17 protein-coding genes and 1 pseudogene are annotated in these 17,020 nt (G+C 62.2%); 11 read left to right on the top strand and 7 right to left on the bottom strand.

Annotation, left to right across the window (positions count from 1 at the left end):
- Positions 1 to 530: 530 nt before the first annotated feature.
- The 7 genes from cyoA to ABNP46_RS14320 all read left to right on the top strand — a co-directional run bounded on the left by cyoA (position 531) and on the right by ABNP46_RS14320 (position 7,363).
- A complete protein-coding gene (gene cyoA / locus ABNP46_RS14350; RefSeq protein ID WP_349918682.1) occupies positions 531 to 1,559 on the top strand; it encodes a cytochrome o ubiquinol oxidase subunit II in 1,029 nt (342 codons plus the stop codon).
- 3 nt (positions 1,560 to 1,562) lie between these two features.
- Positions 1,563 to 3,539 (top strand): cytochrome o ubiquinol oxidase subunit I, encoded by a 1,977-nt coding sequence (gene cyoB, locus ABNP46_RS14345; RefSeq protein ID WP_349918681.1) that lies wholly within the window; start codon positions 1,563 to 1,565, stop codon positions 3,537 to 3,539.
- Between the two features lie 4 nt (positions 3,540 to 3,543).
- Positions 3,544 to 4,158, top strand: a complete 615-nt coding sequence (locus tag ABNP46_RS14340) for a cytochrome o ubiquinol oxidase subunit III (protein WP_349918679.1) — start codon at positions 3,544 to 3,546, stop codon at positions 4,156 to 4,158.
- Complete coding sequence (locus ABNP46_RS14335; protein ID WP_349918678.1) at positions 4,159 to 4,488, top strand: cytochrome o ubiquinol oxidase subunit IV; 330 nt, start codon at positions 4,159 to 4,161, stop codon at positions 4,486 to 4,488.
- A gap of 10 nt (positions 4,489 to 4,498) precedes the next feature.
- Complete coding sequence (gene cyoE, locus ABNP46_RS14330) at positions 4,499 to 5,392, top strand: heme o synthase (protein ID WP_349918677.1); 894 nt, start codon at positions 4,499 to 4,501, stop codon at positions 5,390 to 5,392.
- Between the two features lie 177 nt (positions 5,393 to 5,569).
- The gene (locus ABNP46_RS14325; RefSeq protein WP_349918676.1) at positions 5,570 to 6,931 is read left to right on the top strand and encodes an MFS transporter; all 1,362 of its coding nucleotides are present in this window, start codon (positions 5,570 to 5,572) and stop codon (positions 6,929 to 6,931) included.
- 63 nt (positions 6,932 to 6,994) lie between these two features.
- On the top strand, positions 6,995 to 7,363 hold the full coding sequence (locus ABNP46_RS14320; RefSeq protein WP_349918675.1) for a DUF1428 domain-containing protein: 369 nt from the start codon (positions 6,995 to 6,997) through the stop codon (positions 7,361 to 7,363).
- Between the two features lie 87 nt (positions 7,364 to 7,450).
- Here the strand turns inward: ABNP46_RS14320 and tauD are convergent, their stop codons facing one another.
- The 6 genes from tauD to ABNP46_RS14290 all read right to left on the bottom strand — a co-directional run bounded on the left by tauD (position 7,451) and on the right by ABNP46_RS14290 (position 13,445).
- Positions 7,451 to 8,305 carry a taurine dioxygenase gene (gene tauD / locus ABNP46_RS14315; RefSeq protein ID WP_349918673.1) on the bottom strand — a complete coding sequence of 285 codons (855 nt, stop codon included), beginning with the start codon at positions 8,303 to 8,305 and terminating at the stop codon, positions 7,451 to 7,453.
- Positions 8,302 to 9,144, bottom strand: a complete 843-nt coding sequence (tauC, locus tag ABNP46_RS14310; protein ID WP_349918672.1) for a taurine ABC transporter permease TauC — start codon at positions 9,142 to 9,144, stop codon at positions 8,302 to 8,304. Before tauC ends, tauD begins: the two co-directional genes overlap by 4 nt.
- A complete protein-coding gene (gene tauB / locus ABNP46_RS14305) occupies positions 9,141 to 9,908 on the bottom strand; it encodes a taurine ABC transporter ATP-binding subunit (RefSeq protein ID WP_349918670.1) in 768 nt (255 codons plus the stop codon). The genes tauC and tauB overlap by 4 nt, the downstream gene beginning before the upstream one ends.
- 16 nt (positions 9,909 to 9,924) lie before the next feature.
- Positions 9,925 to 10,899 carry a taurine ABC transporter substrate-binding protein gene (tauA, locus tag ABNP46_RS14300; RefSeq protein ID WP_349918668.1) on the bottom strand — a complete coding sequence of 325 codons (975 nt, stop codon included), beginning with the start codon at positions 10,897 to 10,899 and terminating at the stop codon, positions 9,925 to 9,927.
- Between the two features lie 380 nt (positions 10,900 to 11,279).
- Complete coding sequence (locus ABNP46_RS14295; RefSeq protein WP_349918667.1) at positions 11,280 to 12,380, bottom strand: ElyC/SanA/YdcF family protein; 1,101 nt, start codon at positions 12,378 to 12,380, stop codon at positions 11,280 to 11,282.
- Between the two features lie 135 nt (positions 12,381 to 12,515).
- Entirely contained in the window at positions 12,516 to 13,445 is a 930-nt protein-coding gene (locus tag ABNP46_RS14290; protein WP_349918665.1) for a LysR family transcriptional regulator, read from the bottom strand.
- Positions 13,446 to 13,508: 63 nt separating this feature from the next.
- On the opposite strand from ABNP46_RS14290, the gene ABNP46_RS14285 reads away from it, so the two are divergent.
- From ABNP46_RS14285 to ABNP46_RS14275, 3 genes are all read left to right on the top strand, one after another.
- Positions 13,509 to 14,153, top strand: coding sequence for a DMT family transporter (locus ABNP46_RS14285; RefSeq protein WP_349918664.1), 645 nt, complete (start codon positions 13,509 to 13,511; stop codon positions 14,151 to 14,153).
- A 115-nt stretch (positions 14,154 to 14,268) separates the two neighbouring features.
- Positions 14,269 to 14,700, top strand: a complete 432-nt coding sequence (locus ABNP46_RS14280; protein WP_349918662.1) for a DMT family transporter — start codon at positions 14,269 to 14,271, stop codon at positions 14,698 to 14,700.
- A gap of 296 nt (positions 14,701 to 14,996) precedes the next feature.
- Positions 14,997 to 16,208 carry a NupC/NupG family nucleoside CNT transporter gene (locus ABNP46_RS14275; protein ID WP_349918660.1) on the top strand — a complete coding sequence of 404 codons (1,212 nt, stop codon included), beginning with the start codon at positions 14,997 to 14,999 and terminating at the stop codon, positions 16,206 to 16,208.
- Positions 16,209 to 16,495: 287 nt separating this feature from the next.
- On the opposite strand, the gene ABNP46_RS14270 is transcribed toward ABNP46_RS14275, so the two are convergent.
- Complete coding sequence (locus tag ABNP46_RS14270) at positions 16,496 to 16,738, bottom strand: DUF3297 family protein (RefSeq protein ID WP_349918658.1); 243 nt, start codon at positions 16,736 to 16,738, stop codon at positions 16,496 to 16,498.
- Between the two features lie 87 nt (positions 16,739 to 16,825).
- On the opposite strand from ABNP46_RS14270, the pseudogene ABNP46_RS21175 reads away from it, so the two are divergent.
- A pseudogene (locus ABNP46_RS21175) lies at positions 16,826 to 16,921 on the top strand (metal-dependent hydrolase); the annotation flags it as partial.
- Between the last annotated feature and the right edge of the window lie 99 nt (positions 16,922 to 17,020).

The following is a 17,020-nucleotide window of genomic DNA, read 5'->3' as shown; positions in this document are numbered from 1 at the left end:
TTGTTAATATCGTGTTAACGAGAAATGGCGGCAGAATGTGCTGATGACGGGTCCCCGCAGGGGGCCCGTTTTTTTCGCCTTGAGGGGCTAAAAAAGGAGGGGGTTGCGGAGGAAATGGGTTCTTTTTTGAATGCAAGAAGTTAATCATACGATCGTTTGATTAATTAATTTATATTTTTGTGATAGTTTCATGGCGCCAGATCAAGGAACTGGTAATGAGAATGCCGGATGTGAGGGAGCGATATGAGGCCCTGATTTCCGTTTATCCATTGGAAATATAAGGATGAATGATGTTTTTGTTTAATTAGTGAGCGTTTTTGGCCGTGTAGAAAATTAACGGGAGATGAATTGCTGGGCGGGGATCCGAGTTAATTGGTCGATGTCAAGTAATTAACATTCAATGTGTGTTTGTATCAGCTTGAAAACAATTTTGGGATTAATTTTTCATGTTGTTCACATGCCTGTCTGATGCAATAAAATGCTGCATTTTTTAATTATACCAATAAGCCTTGGGAAGATGAGGACATTGCATGAGACCTTTTGATGTGAAGAGGGGCTTGGGCGCTTTGCTGTTGATCGCGACTGCTGGTTTGCTGAGCGGCTGCGACATGGCTCTGATGAGCCCCAAGGGGCAAGTCGGTCTGGAGCAGAAATCACTGATATTGACCGCACTCGGCTTGATGCTGATTGTGGTGGTGCCCGTGATTATCATGGCGGTGGCGTTCGCTTATAAATACCGAGCGTCCAACACCAAAGCCACCTACGCGCCGGACTGGGCCCACTCCAACAAGATTGAAGCGGTTGTCTGGACCGTACCCGTCATCATTGTCGCCATCCTGGCGGTGATTACCTGGAAAACGTCCCACTCGCTCGACCCCTACAAGCCGCTGGAGTCCGATGTGAAACCGATCCAGGTCGATGTCATCTCCCTCGACTGGAAATGGTTGTTTGTCTATCCGGAACTGGGCATTGCCTCGGTCAACGAGCTGGCCTTCCCGGTCAACACCCCGGTCAACTTCCGCGTGACCTCAGACACCGTGATGAACTCCTTCTTCATTCCCCAGCTGGGTGGCCAGATCTACGCCATGGCGGGCATGCAGACCAAGCTGCACCTGATCGCCAACGAGGCAGGCCAGTACAAGGGCATCTCCGGCGGCTACAGCGGCGCAGGTTTCTCCGGCATGAAGTTCAACGCCATCGCGACACAAGATCAGGCCGGTTTCGACGCCTGGGTCGCCAAGGTGAAAGCCTCCTCCAAGGCACTGAACACCATGGGTGAGTTCGATGTGCTGGCCAAGAAGAGCGAAAACCACCCGGTTGAGTACTTCGCCAGCGCCGATCCCAAGCTGTTCGTCAATGTGATCAACAAGTTCATGGGCGGCATGTCCCATGGTGGCCACGACGCCAAGCAAGCTGGCGCCATGGAGCACGAGGCCATGAACCATGAGTCCGCCAATGAGGACACCATGGACCACGCGGCCATGAATCATGACGAGCATGCAGGACACATGGCCACGTCGATGGCTGACAAGAGTGTGAAAGCAGGATCCGAGGAATAATTGATGTTTGGAAAATTGACACTCGAGGCTGTCCCGTACCATGAACCCATCATCATGGTCACGATAGTCGGTATCATTCTGGGTGGGCTGGCGCTGACCGGGCTCATCACCTATTACGGCAAATGGCAATACCTGTGGAAAGAGTGGTTCACCTCGGTGGATCACAAGCGCCTCGGTATCATGTATCTCATCCTGGGCATGGTCATGCTGCTGCGCGGCTTCGCCGACGCAGTGCTGATGCGCGGTCAGCAGGTGCTGGCCTCCGCCGGTGGTGAAGGCTATCTGAATGCCCATCACTACGACCAGATCTTCACCGCCCACGGCGTCATCATGATCTTCTTCGTGGCCATGCCACTGGTGATCGGCCTGATGAACATCGTGGTGCCGCTGCAGATCGGTGCCCGTGACGTTGCCTTCCCCTTCCTGAACAACCTGAGCTTCTGGTTTACTGCCGCGGCCGTGGTGCTGATTAACATCTCCCTCGGGGTTGGTGAGTTCGCCCAGACCGGCTGGTTGGCCTATCCGCCCTTGTCGGGACTGGAGTTCAGTCCGGGCGTCGGGGTCGATTACTGGATATGGAGTCTGCAGATCTCAGGGTTAGGTACCCTGCTGACCGGTGTGAACTTCTTTGCCACCATCATCCGGATGCGTGCCCCCGGCATGACCATGATGCGTCTGCCGGTGTTCACCTGGACTGCCCTGTGCGCCAACATCCTGATCATCGCCTCCTTCCCGATCCTGACCGTCACCATCGCCCTGCTGACTGCAGACCGCTACCTGGGTACCCATTTCTTTACCAATGACATGGGTGGCAACATGATGATGTACATCAACCTGATCTGGGCCTGGGGTCACCCCGAGGTGTATATCCTGGTGCTGCCGGTGTTCGGGATCTTCTCCGAAGTGGTGGCGACCTTCTGCAAGAAGAAGCTGTTTGGCTACACCTCTCTGGTGTGGGCGACGGTGGCCATCACCGTGCTCTCCTTCATCGTCTGGCTGCATCACTTCTTTACCATGGGGTCCGGCGCCAACGTGAATGCCTTCTTCGGCATCACCACCATGATCATCTCCATCCCGACCGGGGTGAAGATCTTCAACTGGCTGTTCACCATGTACCGGGGTCGCATCGAGTTCAGCTCCCCCATGCTGTGGACTGTCGGCTTCATCATCACCTTCACCGTGGGTGGGATGACCGGCGTGCTGCTCTCCGTGCCGGCTGCCAACTTCGTGCTGCACAACAGCCTGTTCCTGATCGCCCACTTCCACAACGTCATCATCGGCGGCGTGGTGTTCGGTTGCTTCGCCGGTATCACCTACTGGTTCCCGAAAGCGTTCGGCTTCAAGCTGGATGACGTCTGGGGCAAGCGCGCCTTCTGGTGCTGGATTGTCGGCTTCTTCGTGGCCTTCATGCCGCTCTACGTGCTGGGCTTCATGGGCATGACCCGTCGTGTCAGCCAGAACATCGATCCCGAGTTCCACGGCATGCTGGTGGTTGCCGCCTGCGGTGCCGGCCTCATCGCCCTCGGCGTGCTGTGCCAGGTCGTCCAGATCGTGGTCAGTATCCGTGACCGCGAGAAGAACCGTGACCTGACCGGCGATCCCTGGGGTGGCCGTACCCTGGAGTGGGCGACCTCCTCGCCGCCGCCGTTCTACAACTTCGCCATCGAGCCGAAGGTCAAGGGTCTGGATGCCTTCTGGGAAGCCAAGCAAGACGGTAGCGCCTACCGCAAGCCGGCCCAGTATGCCCCCATCCACATGCCGAAGAACTCCGGTGCCGGTGTGATCATCGCCGCCTTCAGCGTGGTGTTCGGTTTTGCCATGATCTGGCACATCTGGTGGATGGCCATCGCCGGCTTCGTCGGCATGATCGCCACCTGGATCATCCACAGCTTCAACGACGATGTGGACTACTACGTACAGGTTGACGAGATCGAGCGTATCGAAGGTCAGCATTTCGACAACATCAACAAGGTAGCCTGACGCTATGGCAACTGACGTACTCCATCACACTCACGGCGCCCATGACGATCATGGGCACCATGACGCCGGTGCCACCAAGGTATTCGGTTTCTGGATCTACCTGATGAGTGACTGCATCCTGTTTGCGACCCTGTTCGCAACCTATGCGGTTCTCGTCAACGGCACTGCCGGCGGCCCCGCCGGCAAGGACATCTTCGAACTGCCGTTCGTGTTCGCCGAAACCATGCTGCTGCTGCTGAGCTCCATCACCTTCGGCTTCGGCATGCTGGCGATGAACAAGAACAAGGTCTCCGCCGTCAACACCTGGCTGTTCGTGACCTTCCTGCTCGGTGCCGGCTTCATCGCCATGGAGATCTACGAGTTCCACCACCTCATCGTCAACGATGCGGGCCCGGATCGCAGCGGCTTCCTCTCCGCCTTCTTCACCCTGGTCGGTACCCACGGTATCCACGTGACCAGCGGTCTTATCTGGATCATCGTGATGATGGTGCTGATCACCAAGAAGGGGCTGACCGAGCGCAACCGTACTCGCCTGATGTGCCTGAGCCTGTTCTGGCACTTCCTGGACGTGGTCTGGATCTGCGTCTTCACCGTGGTCTATCTGATGGGGGTCATGTAAATGAGTCATTCTGTTGACAATCACGGCGCCAGCCACGGCAGCGTCAAGTCCTACATGATAGGGTTCGTGCTGTCACTCATCCTGACGGCCATCCCGTTCTGGATGGTGATGGACGGCTCCGCCTCCCACGCCGTGGTGCTCGGCACCGTGGTCGGCATGGCGGTGGTGCAGATCTTCGTGCACCTGGTCTACTTCCTGCACATGAACACCTCCTCCGAGGAGCGCTGGAACCTGGTGGCCCTGGTCTTCACCGTGCTCATCATTGCCATAGTCGTGGTGGGTTCCCTGTGGATCATGTACAACCTCAACATCAACATGATGGTTCACTAAGCGGGTTGATGTGATGATGAAGCAATACCTGCAAGTGACCAAGCCAGGCATCATCTTCGGTAACCTCATCTCGGTTATCGGAGGGTTCCTGCTGGCGTCCAAGGGGAGCCTCGACGTCCCTCTGTTCATCCTGACCATGGTCGGGGTGTCACTGGTGGTCGCCTCCGGCTGCGTGTTCAACAACTACATCGACCGGGACATCGACTGCATCATGGAGCGCACCAAGAACCGTGCGCTGGTGAAGGGGTTGATCGCACCGGGTGTCTCGCTCTGGTATGCGAGCGTGCTCGGTGTTGCGGGCATTGCACTGCTCTACTTCGCGGCCAATCCGTTGGCCGCCTTGCTGGCAGTGCTGGGCTTCCTGGTCTATGTGGGGGTCTACAGCCTCTACATGAAGCGCCACTCGGTCTATGGCACCCTGGTGGGGAGCCTCTCCGGCGCCGCGCCACCGGTCATCGGCTACTGCGCGGTGAGCGGCCAGTTCGACTCGGGGGCGCTGATCCTGCTGGCGATTTTCAGCCTGTGGCAGATGCCGCACTCCTATGCGATTGCGATCTTCCGCTTCAAGGATTACCAGGCCGCCAACATCCCGGTGTTGCCGGTGGTGAAGGGGATCTCGGTGGCCAAACACCACATCACCCTCTACATCCTGGCCTTCATGGTGCCGACCCTGATGCTGTTCCTCGGCGGTTACGCCGGTTACAAGTATCTGATCGTCGCCACGGCGGTGAGTGTCTGGTGGTTGGGGATGGCGCTGTCCGGCTACAAGGCCGCGGTGGATGACTCCCTCTGGGCCCGCAAGCTGTTCATGTTCTCCATCGTCACCATCACCTGCCTGAGCGTGATGATGTCGGTAGACTTCCAGCCCGATGCGGCGCCGGTCCTGGTGACCATGCTGCCTTGAGTGCTGTGGTTCACCGCTGTGATGTGACGCAGGAAAATCAATAGAATCCAGAGCCGGGAACCTTCCCGGCTCTGTTATTATGTGGCCCCCGTGCGGGGTGATTGCCCGGTTTCTGCGGACGAATACAAGACGTCACGGGTCCGGATTTCTTCTCTCTTCTTGTCTATCGAGGCCATCATGAATGATTTCACCATGACGAGGGGCGAGCGACGCGCCACCTGGGCGCTCGGCTCCGTCTTCTCTTTGCGCATGCTCGGCATGTTTATGGTGCTGCCGGTACTGACCACCTACGGCATGTCCCTGGCCGGCGCCTCCGAGGCACTGATCGGCCTCGCCATCGGCATCTACGGCATGACCCAGGCCCTGCTGCAGATCCCCTTCGGTCTGCTCTCCGACCGCATCGGGCGCAAGCCCCTCATCGTCGGCGGTTTGCTGATGTTTGCACTCGGCAGCGTCGTCGCCGCCCTGAGCGACTCCATCTGGGGGGTCATCGTCGGCCGCGCCTTGCAGGGCAGTGGTGCCATCTCCGCCGCCGTCATGGCCCTGCTCTCGGATCTCACCCGGGAGCAGAACCGCACCAAGGCCATGGCCTTCATCGGGGTGAGCTTTGGCATCACCTTCGCCATCGCCATGGTGACCGGTCCCCTCATCACCCACGCCCTGGGCCTGTCCGGCCTGTTCTGGCTCATCGCCCTGCTGGCTCTGGCCGCCATTGCCCTGGTGATCTGGGCGGTGCCAAGGCCTGAGGCCCATCTGCAAAATCGCGAATCCGCCATGGTGCGGGGCGGTTTTCGCACCGTGTTGACCAACCCTAGGCTGCTCAAACTCAACCTCGGCATCCTCTGCGTTCACACCCTGCTGATGTCGAGCTTCGTGGCGCTGCCGCCACTGCTGGAGCAGGCAGGGCTGGCGCGGGAGCACCAGTGGCAGGCCTATCTCGCCACCATGTTGATCGCCTTCGTGAGCGTTGTGCCCTTCATCATCTATGCCGAGAAGCGCCGCCAGATGAAGCGGGTGTTCCAGCTCTGCGTGCTGGTGATGCTCATCGCCGAACTGGTGCTCTGGCAAGCGGGCCTGCAACTCTGGGGCCTGCTCGCAGGGCTGCAGATCTTCTTCATCGGTTTCAACGTGATGGAGGCATTGCTGCCGTCCCTCATCAGCAAGGAGTCCCCGCCGGGTTACAAGGGCACCGCCATGGGGGTCTACTCCACCAGTCAGTTCATCGGGGTCGCCATCGGCGGCAGTCTGGGCGGGCTGCTTTACGGCATCGGGGGAGCAGCCTTGGTATTTGGCGGTTGCGCCGTCCTGGCCCTGCTCTGGTTCGGGGTCAGCCTCACCATGCAGGAGCCCCCCTATGTGAGCAGCCTGCGCATCGTGTTGCCAGAGGGTGTCGCACCCACGCCGGCCCTCGAGCAGAAGGTGCGCGCCTGTGACGGGGTGAGCGCCGTGCTGCTGGTGGCCGAGGAGCGCTCTCTGTATGTGAAAGTGGATACCAAACACCTGAGTCGCAGCGATCTGGAGCGGCTGATCGCCACCTGAGGCTCGGGGCGGTGGCCGGACTCCCTTGCTATGCTGAAATCCCCAAGCAAGGAGGACGCTCCCATGTCATATGTGGATGGATTCGTGATCGCCGTGCCCACGGCGAACAAGCAGGCCATGATCGATCATGCGAAACACTTCGATCCCCTCTTCCTCGAACTCGGTGCGATCCGGGTGCTGGAGTGCTGGGGGGATGACGTGCCACACGGCAAGCAGACCGATTTTTACCGCGCGGTAGCGGCGAAGGAGGATGAGACCGTGGTCTTCTCCTGGGTGGAGTGGCCGGACAAGGCGACCCGGGACGAGGCGATGCAGAAGATGATGCAGGATCCCAGGATGGATCCGAAAAACCCCGACAACCCGCCCATGCCCTTCGATGGTGCCCGCATGATCTTCGGCGGCTTCAATGCCGTGCTGGATCTCAAGGCCTGATGCCGACCTCGCAGAATGAGGCCATGACCAGAGCCCGCCCATCGGCGGGCTTTTTTATGACCATTTTTCAGGGAAAAGCGGCGCTCTTCAGCTCGCTCGCCAGAAGGGCCTGTCCCCGAGGATGGTGGCGCGATGCATCACCCGCCGGGCCGGCAGGTAGTCGGCGTTGGCGTAGTGCTGGGTCACCCGATTGTCCCAGATGGCGATGTCGTTCTTCTGCCAGCGCCAGCGCACCTGAAACTCGGGGCGGCGAATGTGATCGAACAGAAAGCCGAGCAGGGCCTCGCTCTCCCGGGCCGGCAGGTCCGGCAAACGGGTGGTGAAACCTTCATTCACGAACAGCGCCTGGCGGCCGCTCACCGGGTGGGTGCGCAGCACCGGATGGCGCAGGGGCTGGTTGCTGGCCACCGCTGCCTGCCAGCGTTGACGCTCCTCCTCGCTGCCCTGATGGCGGTGGGCGGGGAAGGATTTGGTGAAGTCATGCTCTGCCTCCAGCCCCGCCAGCAGTTTTTGCAGGGGCGGGGAGAGGGCCGCCAGCGCCGCGATGCCGCTGGCCCAGAGGGTGTCTCCCCCGGTGGGGGGCAACTGCTTGGCGGCCAGGATGGCGAGCGCCGGTGGCGTCTCGATGAAGGTGACGTCTGTGTGCCAGTTGTCGTTGTCCGGCGGGTTGTCGTCATGGGTGTCGAGCACGATGATCTCCTCCGCCTCCTCGCTGTGGGGATAGACGGGATGGATGTGCAGATCCCCGAAGCGATTCGCCAGCGCCCGCTGTGCTCGCGGCGTGATGGGCTGGTTGCGGGCAAACAGCACCTGGTATTTGAGCAGGGCCCGGTGGAGTTGCTCGAACTGCGCCTGGCTCAGGGGCTCGGCCAGCGTGAGGCCGGCAATTTCGGCACCGATGTGGGGGCCGAGCGGGGTGATGGTCAGCTTGTTGTCATTCATTGTATTTCTCCATGCCAGGGCGTCAGCCTGCGCTGCAATGCGCGCAGGCCCAGTTCCAATACGAAGGCGATCACCGCGATCACCAGAATGCCGGCCAGCACCACGTCGGTGGCGAGGAACTCGCCGGCGGATTGCACCATGAAGCCCACGCCCCGGGTGGCGGCAATCAACTCGGCGGCCACCAGGGTGGACCAGCCCACGCCGAGGCCGATGCGGATCCCGGTCAGGATCTCCGGCAAGGCCCCCGGCAGGATCACGTGCCACAGCACCTGAATCCGGGTAGCGCCAAGGGCGCGGGCCGCCCGCAGTCGCACCGGCTGGGCGCTCTGCACGCCCGCCAGGGTGGCCATGGCCACGGGGGCGAAGATGGCCAGATAGATGAGCAGCACCTTGGAGGTCTCGCCGATGCCAAACCAGATCACCATCAGCGGCAGGTAAGCGAGCGGCGGCACCGGCCGGTAGAGCTCGATGAGGGGATCCAGCACCCCGCGCACCGTGGGGCTGAGCCCCATGGCGATGCCCGCGGCGATGCCAAACACCGTGGCCGCCGCCAGGGCGATCAGGATGCGGCCCAGACTCGCCCCCAGGTGTTGCCACAGGGTGGCGTCCATGAAGCCTTGCGGCCCGGCGATGGTGACGAGCTGCCCCAGTACCCGCTCGGGAGGCGGCAGGAACAGGGGGTCAATCCAGCCAAGGCGTGCCACCAGCCACCAGAGGGCCAGCAGGGCGGTGAGGGTCGCAAGGCTCAGACCAAGGCGGCGACCGAGGGGCCAGCGCAGCGGCCTGCGGGTGGCATGGGGCGCGGGCGTGGCCAGGGGTTGGGTCAGGGTCTGGTTCATGCGAAGGCCTCCCGCTCGGCAAACACCCGGCCGAGCACGTATTCCCGCCGCTCGATGAAGGCCGGATCGGACTTGATGCTGCGACTGGACTCCCCGGCGGCAAAGCGGCGACCAAAGTTCAGGGAGAGCCGCTCCAGCACCCGGCCGGGGGAGGGGGAGAGCAGCACCAAGTCGGTGGCCAGAAACACCGCCTCCTCGATGTCGTGGGTGATGAGCAGCACCTGGCGGCGGGCCTCGGACCACAGCCGCAGCAGCAGGGTCTGCATCTGCTCCCGGGTGAAGGCATCCAGGGCGCCGAACGGCTCGTCCAGCAACAGCAGTTGCGGCCGGGTGGCGAGGGCCCGGGCGATGCCGACGCGCTGGCGCTGGCCGCCGGAGAGCTGCCAGATGGCGCGCTCGCCCGCGCCTTCCAATCCCACCTGGCGCAGCAAGGCTTGCGCCTGTTCATGGCGACTGGCCCTGGGCACCCCGGCCAGTTGCAGGCCGAAGGCCACGTTGTCCTGCACGTTGCGCCAGGGGAGTAACCCCTCACTCTGGAACACCACGCCGCGCTCGGCACCGGGCCCGATGACAGGCTCACCCCCCAGGCTTATCTGGCCATGGCGGCAGGGTTCGAAACCGGCCACCAGGTTGAGCAGGGTGGTCTTGCCCGAGCCCGAGGGGCCGAGCACCACCATCAGCTCCCCCTCGGCGAGGGAGAGGTTGATGTTGTCGAGCACCTTCTTGCCAGCGTACTCGGCAGACACACGAGAGATATGCAGCATACTCGCCTCCTGTGGCTTATTGAGGCAGTGCTTTCACGAAGCGGTCGGTGACGAACTGGCGATAGTCGTCGGCGGCCCTGGCCACCTTGCCCTGCCCCTCGAGGAAGCGGGCGGTGTCGACGATGGTCTGGTTCACCAGGGTGCCGAGCTCGGCGCTCTGGGCGCGGGCGTCGAGGTAGGTGTTGCCTTTGACGAGCTCGGGGATATCCGCCTCGGGCACACCGCTCAGGCGGGAGAGCTTGTCGAGGTTCTCCGGCCGGGCCAGCCAGCCCTCCGGGTTGTCCAGATAACCGCGCTGGGCCGCGAGCGTGCTGCTCACGAAGGCCTGCACCACCTCGGGGTGAGCCTTGGCGAAGTCCTTGCGGACCACCCACACATCCAGGGTCGGCGCCCCCCATGTCCCCACCTGGGCCGAGTCGGTCAGCACCTTGCCCTCCTTGCTGAGCTGGTTGAGGGCCGGGGCCCACACATAGGCACCGTCGATGTCACCGCGCTGCCAGGCGGCAATGATGGCCGGCGGCTGCAGGTTCACTATCTGCAGCTTGGCCGGATCGACCCCCCAGTGCTTGAGGGCCGCCAGCAGGCTGTAGTGGGTGGTAGAGGTGTAGGGCACGGCGATGCGTTTGCCAACGAGATCCTGGGGGTTAGCGAGTCCTTGCTTCACCACCAGCGCTTCGGAGTCGCCGAGCTTGGAGGCGAGCAGGAACACCTCGATGGGCACGTTCTGGCTCGCCGCCACCGCCAGGGGGCTTGAGCCGATATTGCCAATCTGCACGTCGCCGGAGGCGAGCGCCCGCACCACGCTGGCGCCACTGTCAAATTTGCGCCACTCCACCTTGGCGCCACTCTCCTTGGCGAAGGTGCCGTCGGCCTGGGCCACCTTGGCGGGTTCGGCGGAGGTCTGGTAGGCGACGGTGACGTCCACCGCCTGGGCGGACTGGCTGAGCAGGACGGAGGCCGCGAGCCACACAGAGATGCCTTTTGCTGTCATGATGCACTTCCTTGTCTGGGGTGTTGGAAGCCACATCTTTGTCCAAAGCGCGCTTGGGAATGAAGGAACGAGAAACGCGCTCTCATGCCTTATGGTTCTTAGAAAAAGAGCAACAAATCAATGAGCTAATTGAGATATGCCGGGTTGTGAAGTGCTTATGCACCCCTTGGCAATGACCCCATGGGCAAGGGCGCGGCGAGGAATGGCAGGGTGAGCGAGCAGGAGCGGGGCAGGGAAAATAAAGGAAAGAAGAGGGCGGGACAGGACCCCGAGGGTCGAAGCGCGGGCCCGCCGTTTGGCGGGCCCGGGCGTGGTGAAGGGGATCCGGGGATCAGTGCTCCGATCAGCGGGTGATCAAGGCCCGGGGATCAGGGTGTCGATCAGCGTTCGATCAGCGGCGCCGAGCGATAGCTCCACAGGCCATAGGTGCGCAGGGCATCCCGGTAGATGCCGAGCAGCTCGCTGTCGCTGGCCTTGGCCAGGGTGGAGAGGGGCTTGTCCGGGTAGGCAACGCTGTCCACCTTGAGCCCGGCGGGGCCGCTCTGCCAGCTGGCGATCTCCAGCAGGGTCTGGCCCCGGCGCACGTGGCTGGCGGAGCTCACCAGGGTGGCATATTCAATCTGGTGGCGGGCGAGGGCATAGCCGCTGTAGAGGGCGTTGTCCACCGTGCTGGTGGCGTAGTTCTCCTCGATGATGCGAGATCTGTCGATCCCCTTCTTCACCAGCCAGTCCGCCATCAGCTTGCCCTCGGTCTGCCGGTTCTGGGGCACGCCGCCGGTCAGGATGATGAGGGCCGCCGGGTTGGCCTGGGCCAGTACCCGGGTGGTCTCAAGGCGCCCCAGCAGGATGTCGTTCATGGTGCCATCGGGGTTGAGGGCATAGCCCAGGGTGACGATGGCGCGTCGCCCGTTCTTCTCTACCCGGCCCTGACGCTCCTTGAGGGGGGTGGCGATCACCCTGTCCACGGTGTCGAAGATGCGCTGCAAGTCGGCGGCGCGCCCGCCATTGAGCTCACTCACCCGCTTGAAGTAGCCATCGGCCTTGGCCTGATTACCCTTGAAGCGCTGCCAGGTGGCCAGATAGCTGTTGATGTCGAGATCGTCGGGGGCGGCACTCTGGGCCTGTTCGAACAGGTTGATGGCCCTGTCCACGTTGCCGTTGTAGATCTGGGCGTTGGCCGCCGAGATGAGCAGATCGGTGCGATAGGGTTCGAGCTGATGAGCCTGCAGCAAGAGCTCGGTGACCTGCTCCATGTTGCTCGGCATCTTGGCGGTGAAGCCGGCATCGGAGACCCGGGCCGGTGACTTGAAGATGTGCAGGGCATCCGCCAGCAGCTGATCCACCACCTGGCGCTTGCTGATGTACTGGCCGTAGTTCTGCTCTTTTTGCAGGGAGCGCACCGGGGCGGCATCGACGCTCGGGATCAGGGCCGGCAGTGCCAGCAGGCTGGCCAGGGTCAGGGCAATCGCGGTTCTTTTCATTGAGGCTTCCTTGGGGCAGGAGGGCTTGCATCCCCTGCCGCTTTTTCAATAAAAACATGAGCTTGGTCTTGGCATTCTACCCGGTTTGGGATGAAGAAAACGTGAACCGCACCGATGGACCCGAGATGAGGGTCATCACGGCTGACCGAGGCGCTCGTCGAGAAAGGCGAGCCAGGCCACCACCTTGGCGGGCAGGTGACGCCGGCGTGGATAGAGACACCAGATGCCGTGCTCCGGCAGCCGGTAGGCGGGTAGCACGCTGATCAGCCGCCCGGCGGCGAGATCGTCCCCCACGATGAAATCCGGCATGTTGCCGATGCCAAGGCCCGCCAGCAGGGCGCTGTGAATGGCGTCGCTGTTGTTCACCTCGAAATTGCCCCTGGGGGTTACCCCCACCTCGCCATCCGGCCCCAGCAGACGCCACTGGGTACCGCCGCGAAACAGGGAGTAGAAGAGGCAGTTGTGGCGCTCGAGATCCTCCGGGCTTTGGGGCACTCCCGCCCGCGCCAGATAGGCGGGGGCGGCGCACAGGGTGCTGTGGCAGGGGGCGAGACGGCGGGCGATGAGGCTCGAATCCTCCAGGGCGCCGATGCGCAGCCCCACGTCAAACCCCTCGGCGACCAGATCCCGCTGCTCGTCGCTCATCTCGAACTGCAACTGCACCTCGGGATGGCGGGCGAGAAAGTCCGGGATGAGGGGCACCACATGACGGCGGCCATAGACCATGGGCACGGTGACCCGCAGCAGGCCCCGGGGCGCCGCCTGCAGGGCGCCGATGGCATCCTCCCCTTCGCCGGCCAGGCGCACCGCGTGACGCACCGTCTCGAAGTAGCGCTCCCCCGCCTCGGTAAGGCTGAGAGATCGGGTGGTGCGATAGAGCAGCTGGCAGCCGAGCAGTTGCTCGAGCTGGCTCACCTTCTTGCTGAGCGCCGACTTGCTGCCCCCCAGCTGACGCGCCGCACCGGAGAAACTGCCTGCCTCCACCACGGCGACGAAGGCGGGGAGCAGGGCGAAGGCATCCTGGTTCATGTCGTTCTCGAACTGGAAACAAAGTTGTGACGGCATGGTGGATTATCGCCGGAATAAAGACAATCTATCCTGCTCCTATCGCGTTAAAGGAGCCTTGCCATGTCTTCCACCCTTGTCACCTCTCTCGGTACTTCCCTCGGCGCTTTGCGCCTTCATGGCGGGCAAGCCATCGGGGCCCTGGCCGCCCTCGGTGCCGGCCTCTTGCTGGCGCTGATGATCGAGCGCAACGGCGCCCTGGCCCAGGCGACCGACCCCTGGCTCGCCAGCTGGCTGGCCCACGGGATCGGCACCCTGGTGGCCGCCCTGCTCTGGGGGCTCGTGGCCAGAGTGAACGCTAACCGCAGACGCAGTGCCGGGGCCGCAACGGCGGGGAAAACAGCCGCCGAGAGCACCTCCCTTTCAACGCCCTCAGTGCCAGACAGCAACAGCGCCACCCCCTGTCAGGGCGAGCCTGTCGCCACTTTGGTGACGGCAGAGCCTGCTCAAACGCAGAAGGCCCCGCTCTGGGCCTGGCTTGGCGGCCTGCCGGGGGCGCTCACCGTGGTGCTGGCGGCATTTTGCCTCAACTCACCCCTCGGGATGGCGGGCACCCTGGCCCTGCTGCTGCTCGGTCAGCTGCTGTTCGGGGCCCTGTGCGATGCCCTCGGCTGGTTCGGCCTGCCCCGCCGCCGTCCAGAGGGGATGGATCTCTTCGCCACCTTCTTGGTGATGGCCGGCGCCCTGCTGATCGTGCTGGGTCCGTGAGTTCGAAACATCTTGGGTGACGGTGCGCTGGGAGAGCGCGATGACGCTGCCGATGCGTGAGTGGCGGTTTCCCGCAGTGCCTGCCCTGACCCCTTTTACCGATAAGGAGAGAACGATGACCATCTTGATACTGCTGGGATTGCTCAACGGCGTGGCGGTCAGCCTGTCGCGCACCCTCAACGGCCGCCTCGCCACCGCCCGCGGGGCCCTGGGCGCGTCCCTGGCGAACCATCTGCTCGGCTTCCTGCTGCTCGGCGCCATGTTGCTGTTGACGGGGGCCCATTGGGAGCGGCTTGCCGGGCTGGATCCCAGGTTGCTGGTGGGCGGTGTGCTGGGGGCGCTATTTGTCGCCATCAGCAGCTGGGCCATAGGTCGGGTCGGCGCCCTGGCCTGCGCCCTGCTCATCATCACCGGCCAGCTGGTGGGGGGCGTGGCCTTGGATGCCCTGGCGGGACGCCTCGGCTGGGATGACTTGCTCGGCGTCGCCCTGGTGCTGGCCGGGGCCGGGCTGCAGCGCCTCGCGAGTGGGCGGAAAAGTCATCGCTGATTGGAAAATTCGAAATGGACCGAATTTTGTTGCCTTTGCGAATCGTTTTACCGCTTTTTATGTGATTCAGATCACTGTACCATCGCCGCCCGACCTGCCAGTCGCCGTCTCTCCCGCGCGGCTGGCGTCACCGATACTCGCCGTCACCCGGAACGTGAATGACCCCAGGATGGGACCCGCCACTGAACCGTAGGTTTGTGGTTTGTGTGTCGCGTGGTCGGCACGCCCCGCCTGACGTCCTCGCGCCCCCCGTCTGCAGACTTGCCATATGAAACTCCTCTCTTCATAGGTGCAAGATGACCCTGTTATTGAGTCTGGTCGGCATGCTGGCCCTGATGTTTATCGCCTGGCTGGCCAGTGAAAACCGCCGCGCCATCCGCTGGCGCACCGTGCTCGGGGCCCTGGCCCTGCAGACCGGTTTCGCCGCCCTGGTGCTCTATTTCCCCCCCGGTCAGCTGCTGCTCGGCGCCATGAGCAACGGCGTCTCCGCCCTGCTCGGTTTTGCCGACAACGGCATCCGCTTCGTGTTCGGCGATCTGGCGAGCAACGGCTTCATCTTCGCGGTGCGGGTACTGCCCCTGGTCATCTTCATCAGCGCGCTCATCGCCGTGCTCTATCACTTCGGCATCATGCAGTGGGTGATCCGGGTGCTGGGGGGCGGCATTCACCGCCTGCTCGGCACCAGCCGCGCCGAGTCCCTGGTGGCCACAGGCAACATCTTCCTCTCCCAGGGGGAATCCCCCCTGCTGATCCGCCCCTTCCTGGCGGGCATGACCCGCTCCGAACTGTTTGCGGTGATGACCTGCGGCATGGCCTCGGTGGCGGGATCTGTGCTCGGCGGCTATGCCGGCCTCGGCGTGGATCTCAAATACCTCATCGCCGCCTCCTTTATGGCGGCGCCGGGTGGCCTCTTGATGGCAAAACTCTTGGTGCCTGAGCAGGAGCGGGTGCGCGAGCAAGATGAGATCACCCTGGACAAGAGCGACTACAGCAACGCCATCGATGCCCTCGCGGGCGGTGCCATGGGGGGCATGAAGATCGCCGTGGCTATCGGCACCATCTTGCTGGCCTTTGTCAGCGTCATCACCATGCTCAACGCCGGTTTTGCCGCGGTCGGTGAGTGGTTCGGCTGGCCCGAGCTCTCCTTGCAACTGCTGCTGGGCTATTTGTTTGCCCCCGTCGCCTGGCTCATCGGGGTGCCGAGCAACGAGATGATGGCGGCAGGTTCCCTGATTGGCCAGAAGGTCATCATGAACGAGTTCGTCGCCTATCTGGATTTTGCCAGCATCAAGGAGAACTTGAGCGCCCACACCCAGATCATCATCACCTTCGCCCTGTGCGGCTTCGCGAATCTGGGGTCCATCGCCATCCAGCTCGGCTCCATCGGCACCCTGGCGCCGGAGCGCCGCCACGACGTGGCCAATATGGGCCTCAAGGCCGTGCTGGCCGCGACCCTGGCGAACCTGATGAGTGCGACCCTGGCCGGGATTTTCGCCTCACTGGGCTAAAGCTAGGGATTCTGGTCCAGAGAAGAGGCCAGTTCATTAGGTTGGCTAATGATATTGGTAACTTAATCATAAAAAATGATAAAGCCCCGTCTCGCCGCAAGGCCAGACGGGGCTTTTTATATGGCTGGGGATGGATCCTCAGCCTAATGGCGTAAATGTCGGACGTGGCTTGAGGCATCGAATAGGAGCTAAGGCGACTATCCGTGCATTTTGATGCTGAAAAACAAAACACCGGCGCTGGGCCGGTGTTTGGGATATCGAGCCCTGATCGGGGCGCGGCAATACGCTTAGGCGTAGAAGGCTTCTACAGTGCCCTTGACGGTGATCAGCATGGCATTGCCATAGCGATCCTTGGCCTTGGGGGAGGGGATCTTCACCCAACCTTCACTGATGCAGTACTCCTCGACATTGGTGCGCACCTTGCCGTTGAGGCGAATACCGATCTCGTGCTCGAAGCATTCCGCCACATGGTACGGGCTGCGCGGGTTGGCCGCCAGACGGTCGGGCAGTGCAGGTTTGTTGTCGCTCATTTTATAGACCTGAGTTTGATAAAAAGTGGGCCATTGTAGGCAATGCCCGCCGTGGGCTCAAGGCTGGTGGTGTGCCATGCTGCCTGCTTCTTTGCTCCCTGGCAGGTGATCTGGGTCGTCCTTTTTAAATTGGAGCGAGGTGAGGCGGAGATCCTCTCCGAGCTCTACTGGGTTTGTCTGCCAGAACATAATCATGATGCTAATGGCGGGAGTAGATCAGGGGATAGTAGGAGAGGGATTGGAAACGGTTGTTGGATATATCGTGGTTGGGAAAATATAGGC

This window comes from Aeromonas veronii, assembly GCF_040215105.1.
Classification (GTDB): domain Bacteria; phylum Pseudomonadota; class Gammaproteobacteria; order Enterobacterales; family Aeromonadaceae; genus Aeromonas; species Aeromonas veronii_G.
This window is presented reverse-complemented; position numbering and strand designations above follow the sequence as displayed.

Bases quoted from the DNA above. Each gene is read 5' to 3' on its own strand.
- ABNP46_RS14320 (WP_349918675.1), top strand. From the start codon at position 6,995: ATGTCATATGTGGATGGATTCGTGATCGCCGTGCCCACGGCGAACAAG.
- tauB (WP_349918670.1), bottom strand. From the start codon at position 9,908: ATGCTGCATATCTCTCGTGTGTCTGCCGAGTACGCTGGCAAGAAGGTG.
- tauA (WP_349918668.1), bottom strand. From the start codon at position 10,899: ATGACAGCAAAAGGCATCTCTGTGTGGCTCGCGGCCTCCGTCCTGCTC.
- ABNP46_RS14275 (WP_349918660.1), top strand. From the start codon at position 14,997: ATGACCCTGTTATTGAGTCTGGTCGGCATGCTGGCCCTGATGTTTATC.
- ABNP46_RS14285 (WP_349918664.1), top strand. From the start codon at position 13,509: ATGTCTTCCACCCTTGTCACCTCTCTCGGTACTTCCCTCGGCGCTTTG.
- tauC (WP_349918672.1), bottom strand. From the start codon at position 9,144: ATGAACCAGACCCTGACCCAACCCCTGGCCACGCCCGCGCCCCATGCC.
- cyoB (WP_349918681.1), top strand. From the start codon at position 1,563: ATGTTTGGAAAATTGACACTCGAGGCTGTCCCGTACCATGAACCCATC.
- ABNP46_RS14340 (WP_349918679.1), top strand. From the start codon at position 3,544: ATGGCAACTGACGTACTCCATCACACTCACGGCGCCCATGACGATCAT.
- tauD (WP_349918673.1), bottom strand. From the start codon at position 8,305: ATGAATGACAACAAGCTGACCATCACCCCGCTCGGCCCCCACATCGGT.
- ABNP46_RS14295 (WP_349918667.1), bottom strand. From the start codon at position 12,380: ATGAAAAGAACCGCGATTGCCCTGACCCTGGCCAGCCTGCTGGCACTG.
- cyoA (WP_349918682.1), top strand. From the start codon at position 531: ATGAGACCTTTTGATGTGAAGAGGGGCTTGGGCGCTTTGCTGTTGATC.
- ABNP46_RS14290 (WP_349918665.1), bottom strand. From the start codon at position 13,445: ATGCCGTCACAACTTTGTTTCCAGTTCGAGAACGACATGAACCAGGAT.
- ABNP46_RS14270 (WP_349918658.1), bottom strand. From the start codon at position 16,738: ATGAGCGACAACAAACCTGCACTGCCCGACCGTCTGGCGGCCAACCCG.
- ABNP46_RS14325 (WP_349918676.1), top strand. From the start codon at position 5,570: ATGAATGATTTCACCATGACGAGGGGCGAGCGACGCGCCACCTGGGCG.
- ABNP46_RS14335 (WP_349918678.1), top strand. From the start codon at position 4,159: ATGAGTCATTCTGTTGACAATCACGGCGCCAGCCACGGCAGCGTCAAG.
- ABNP46_RS14280 (WP_349918662.1), top strand. From the start codon at position 14,269: ATGACCATCTTGATACTGCTGGGATTGCTCAACGGCGTGGCGGTCAGC.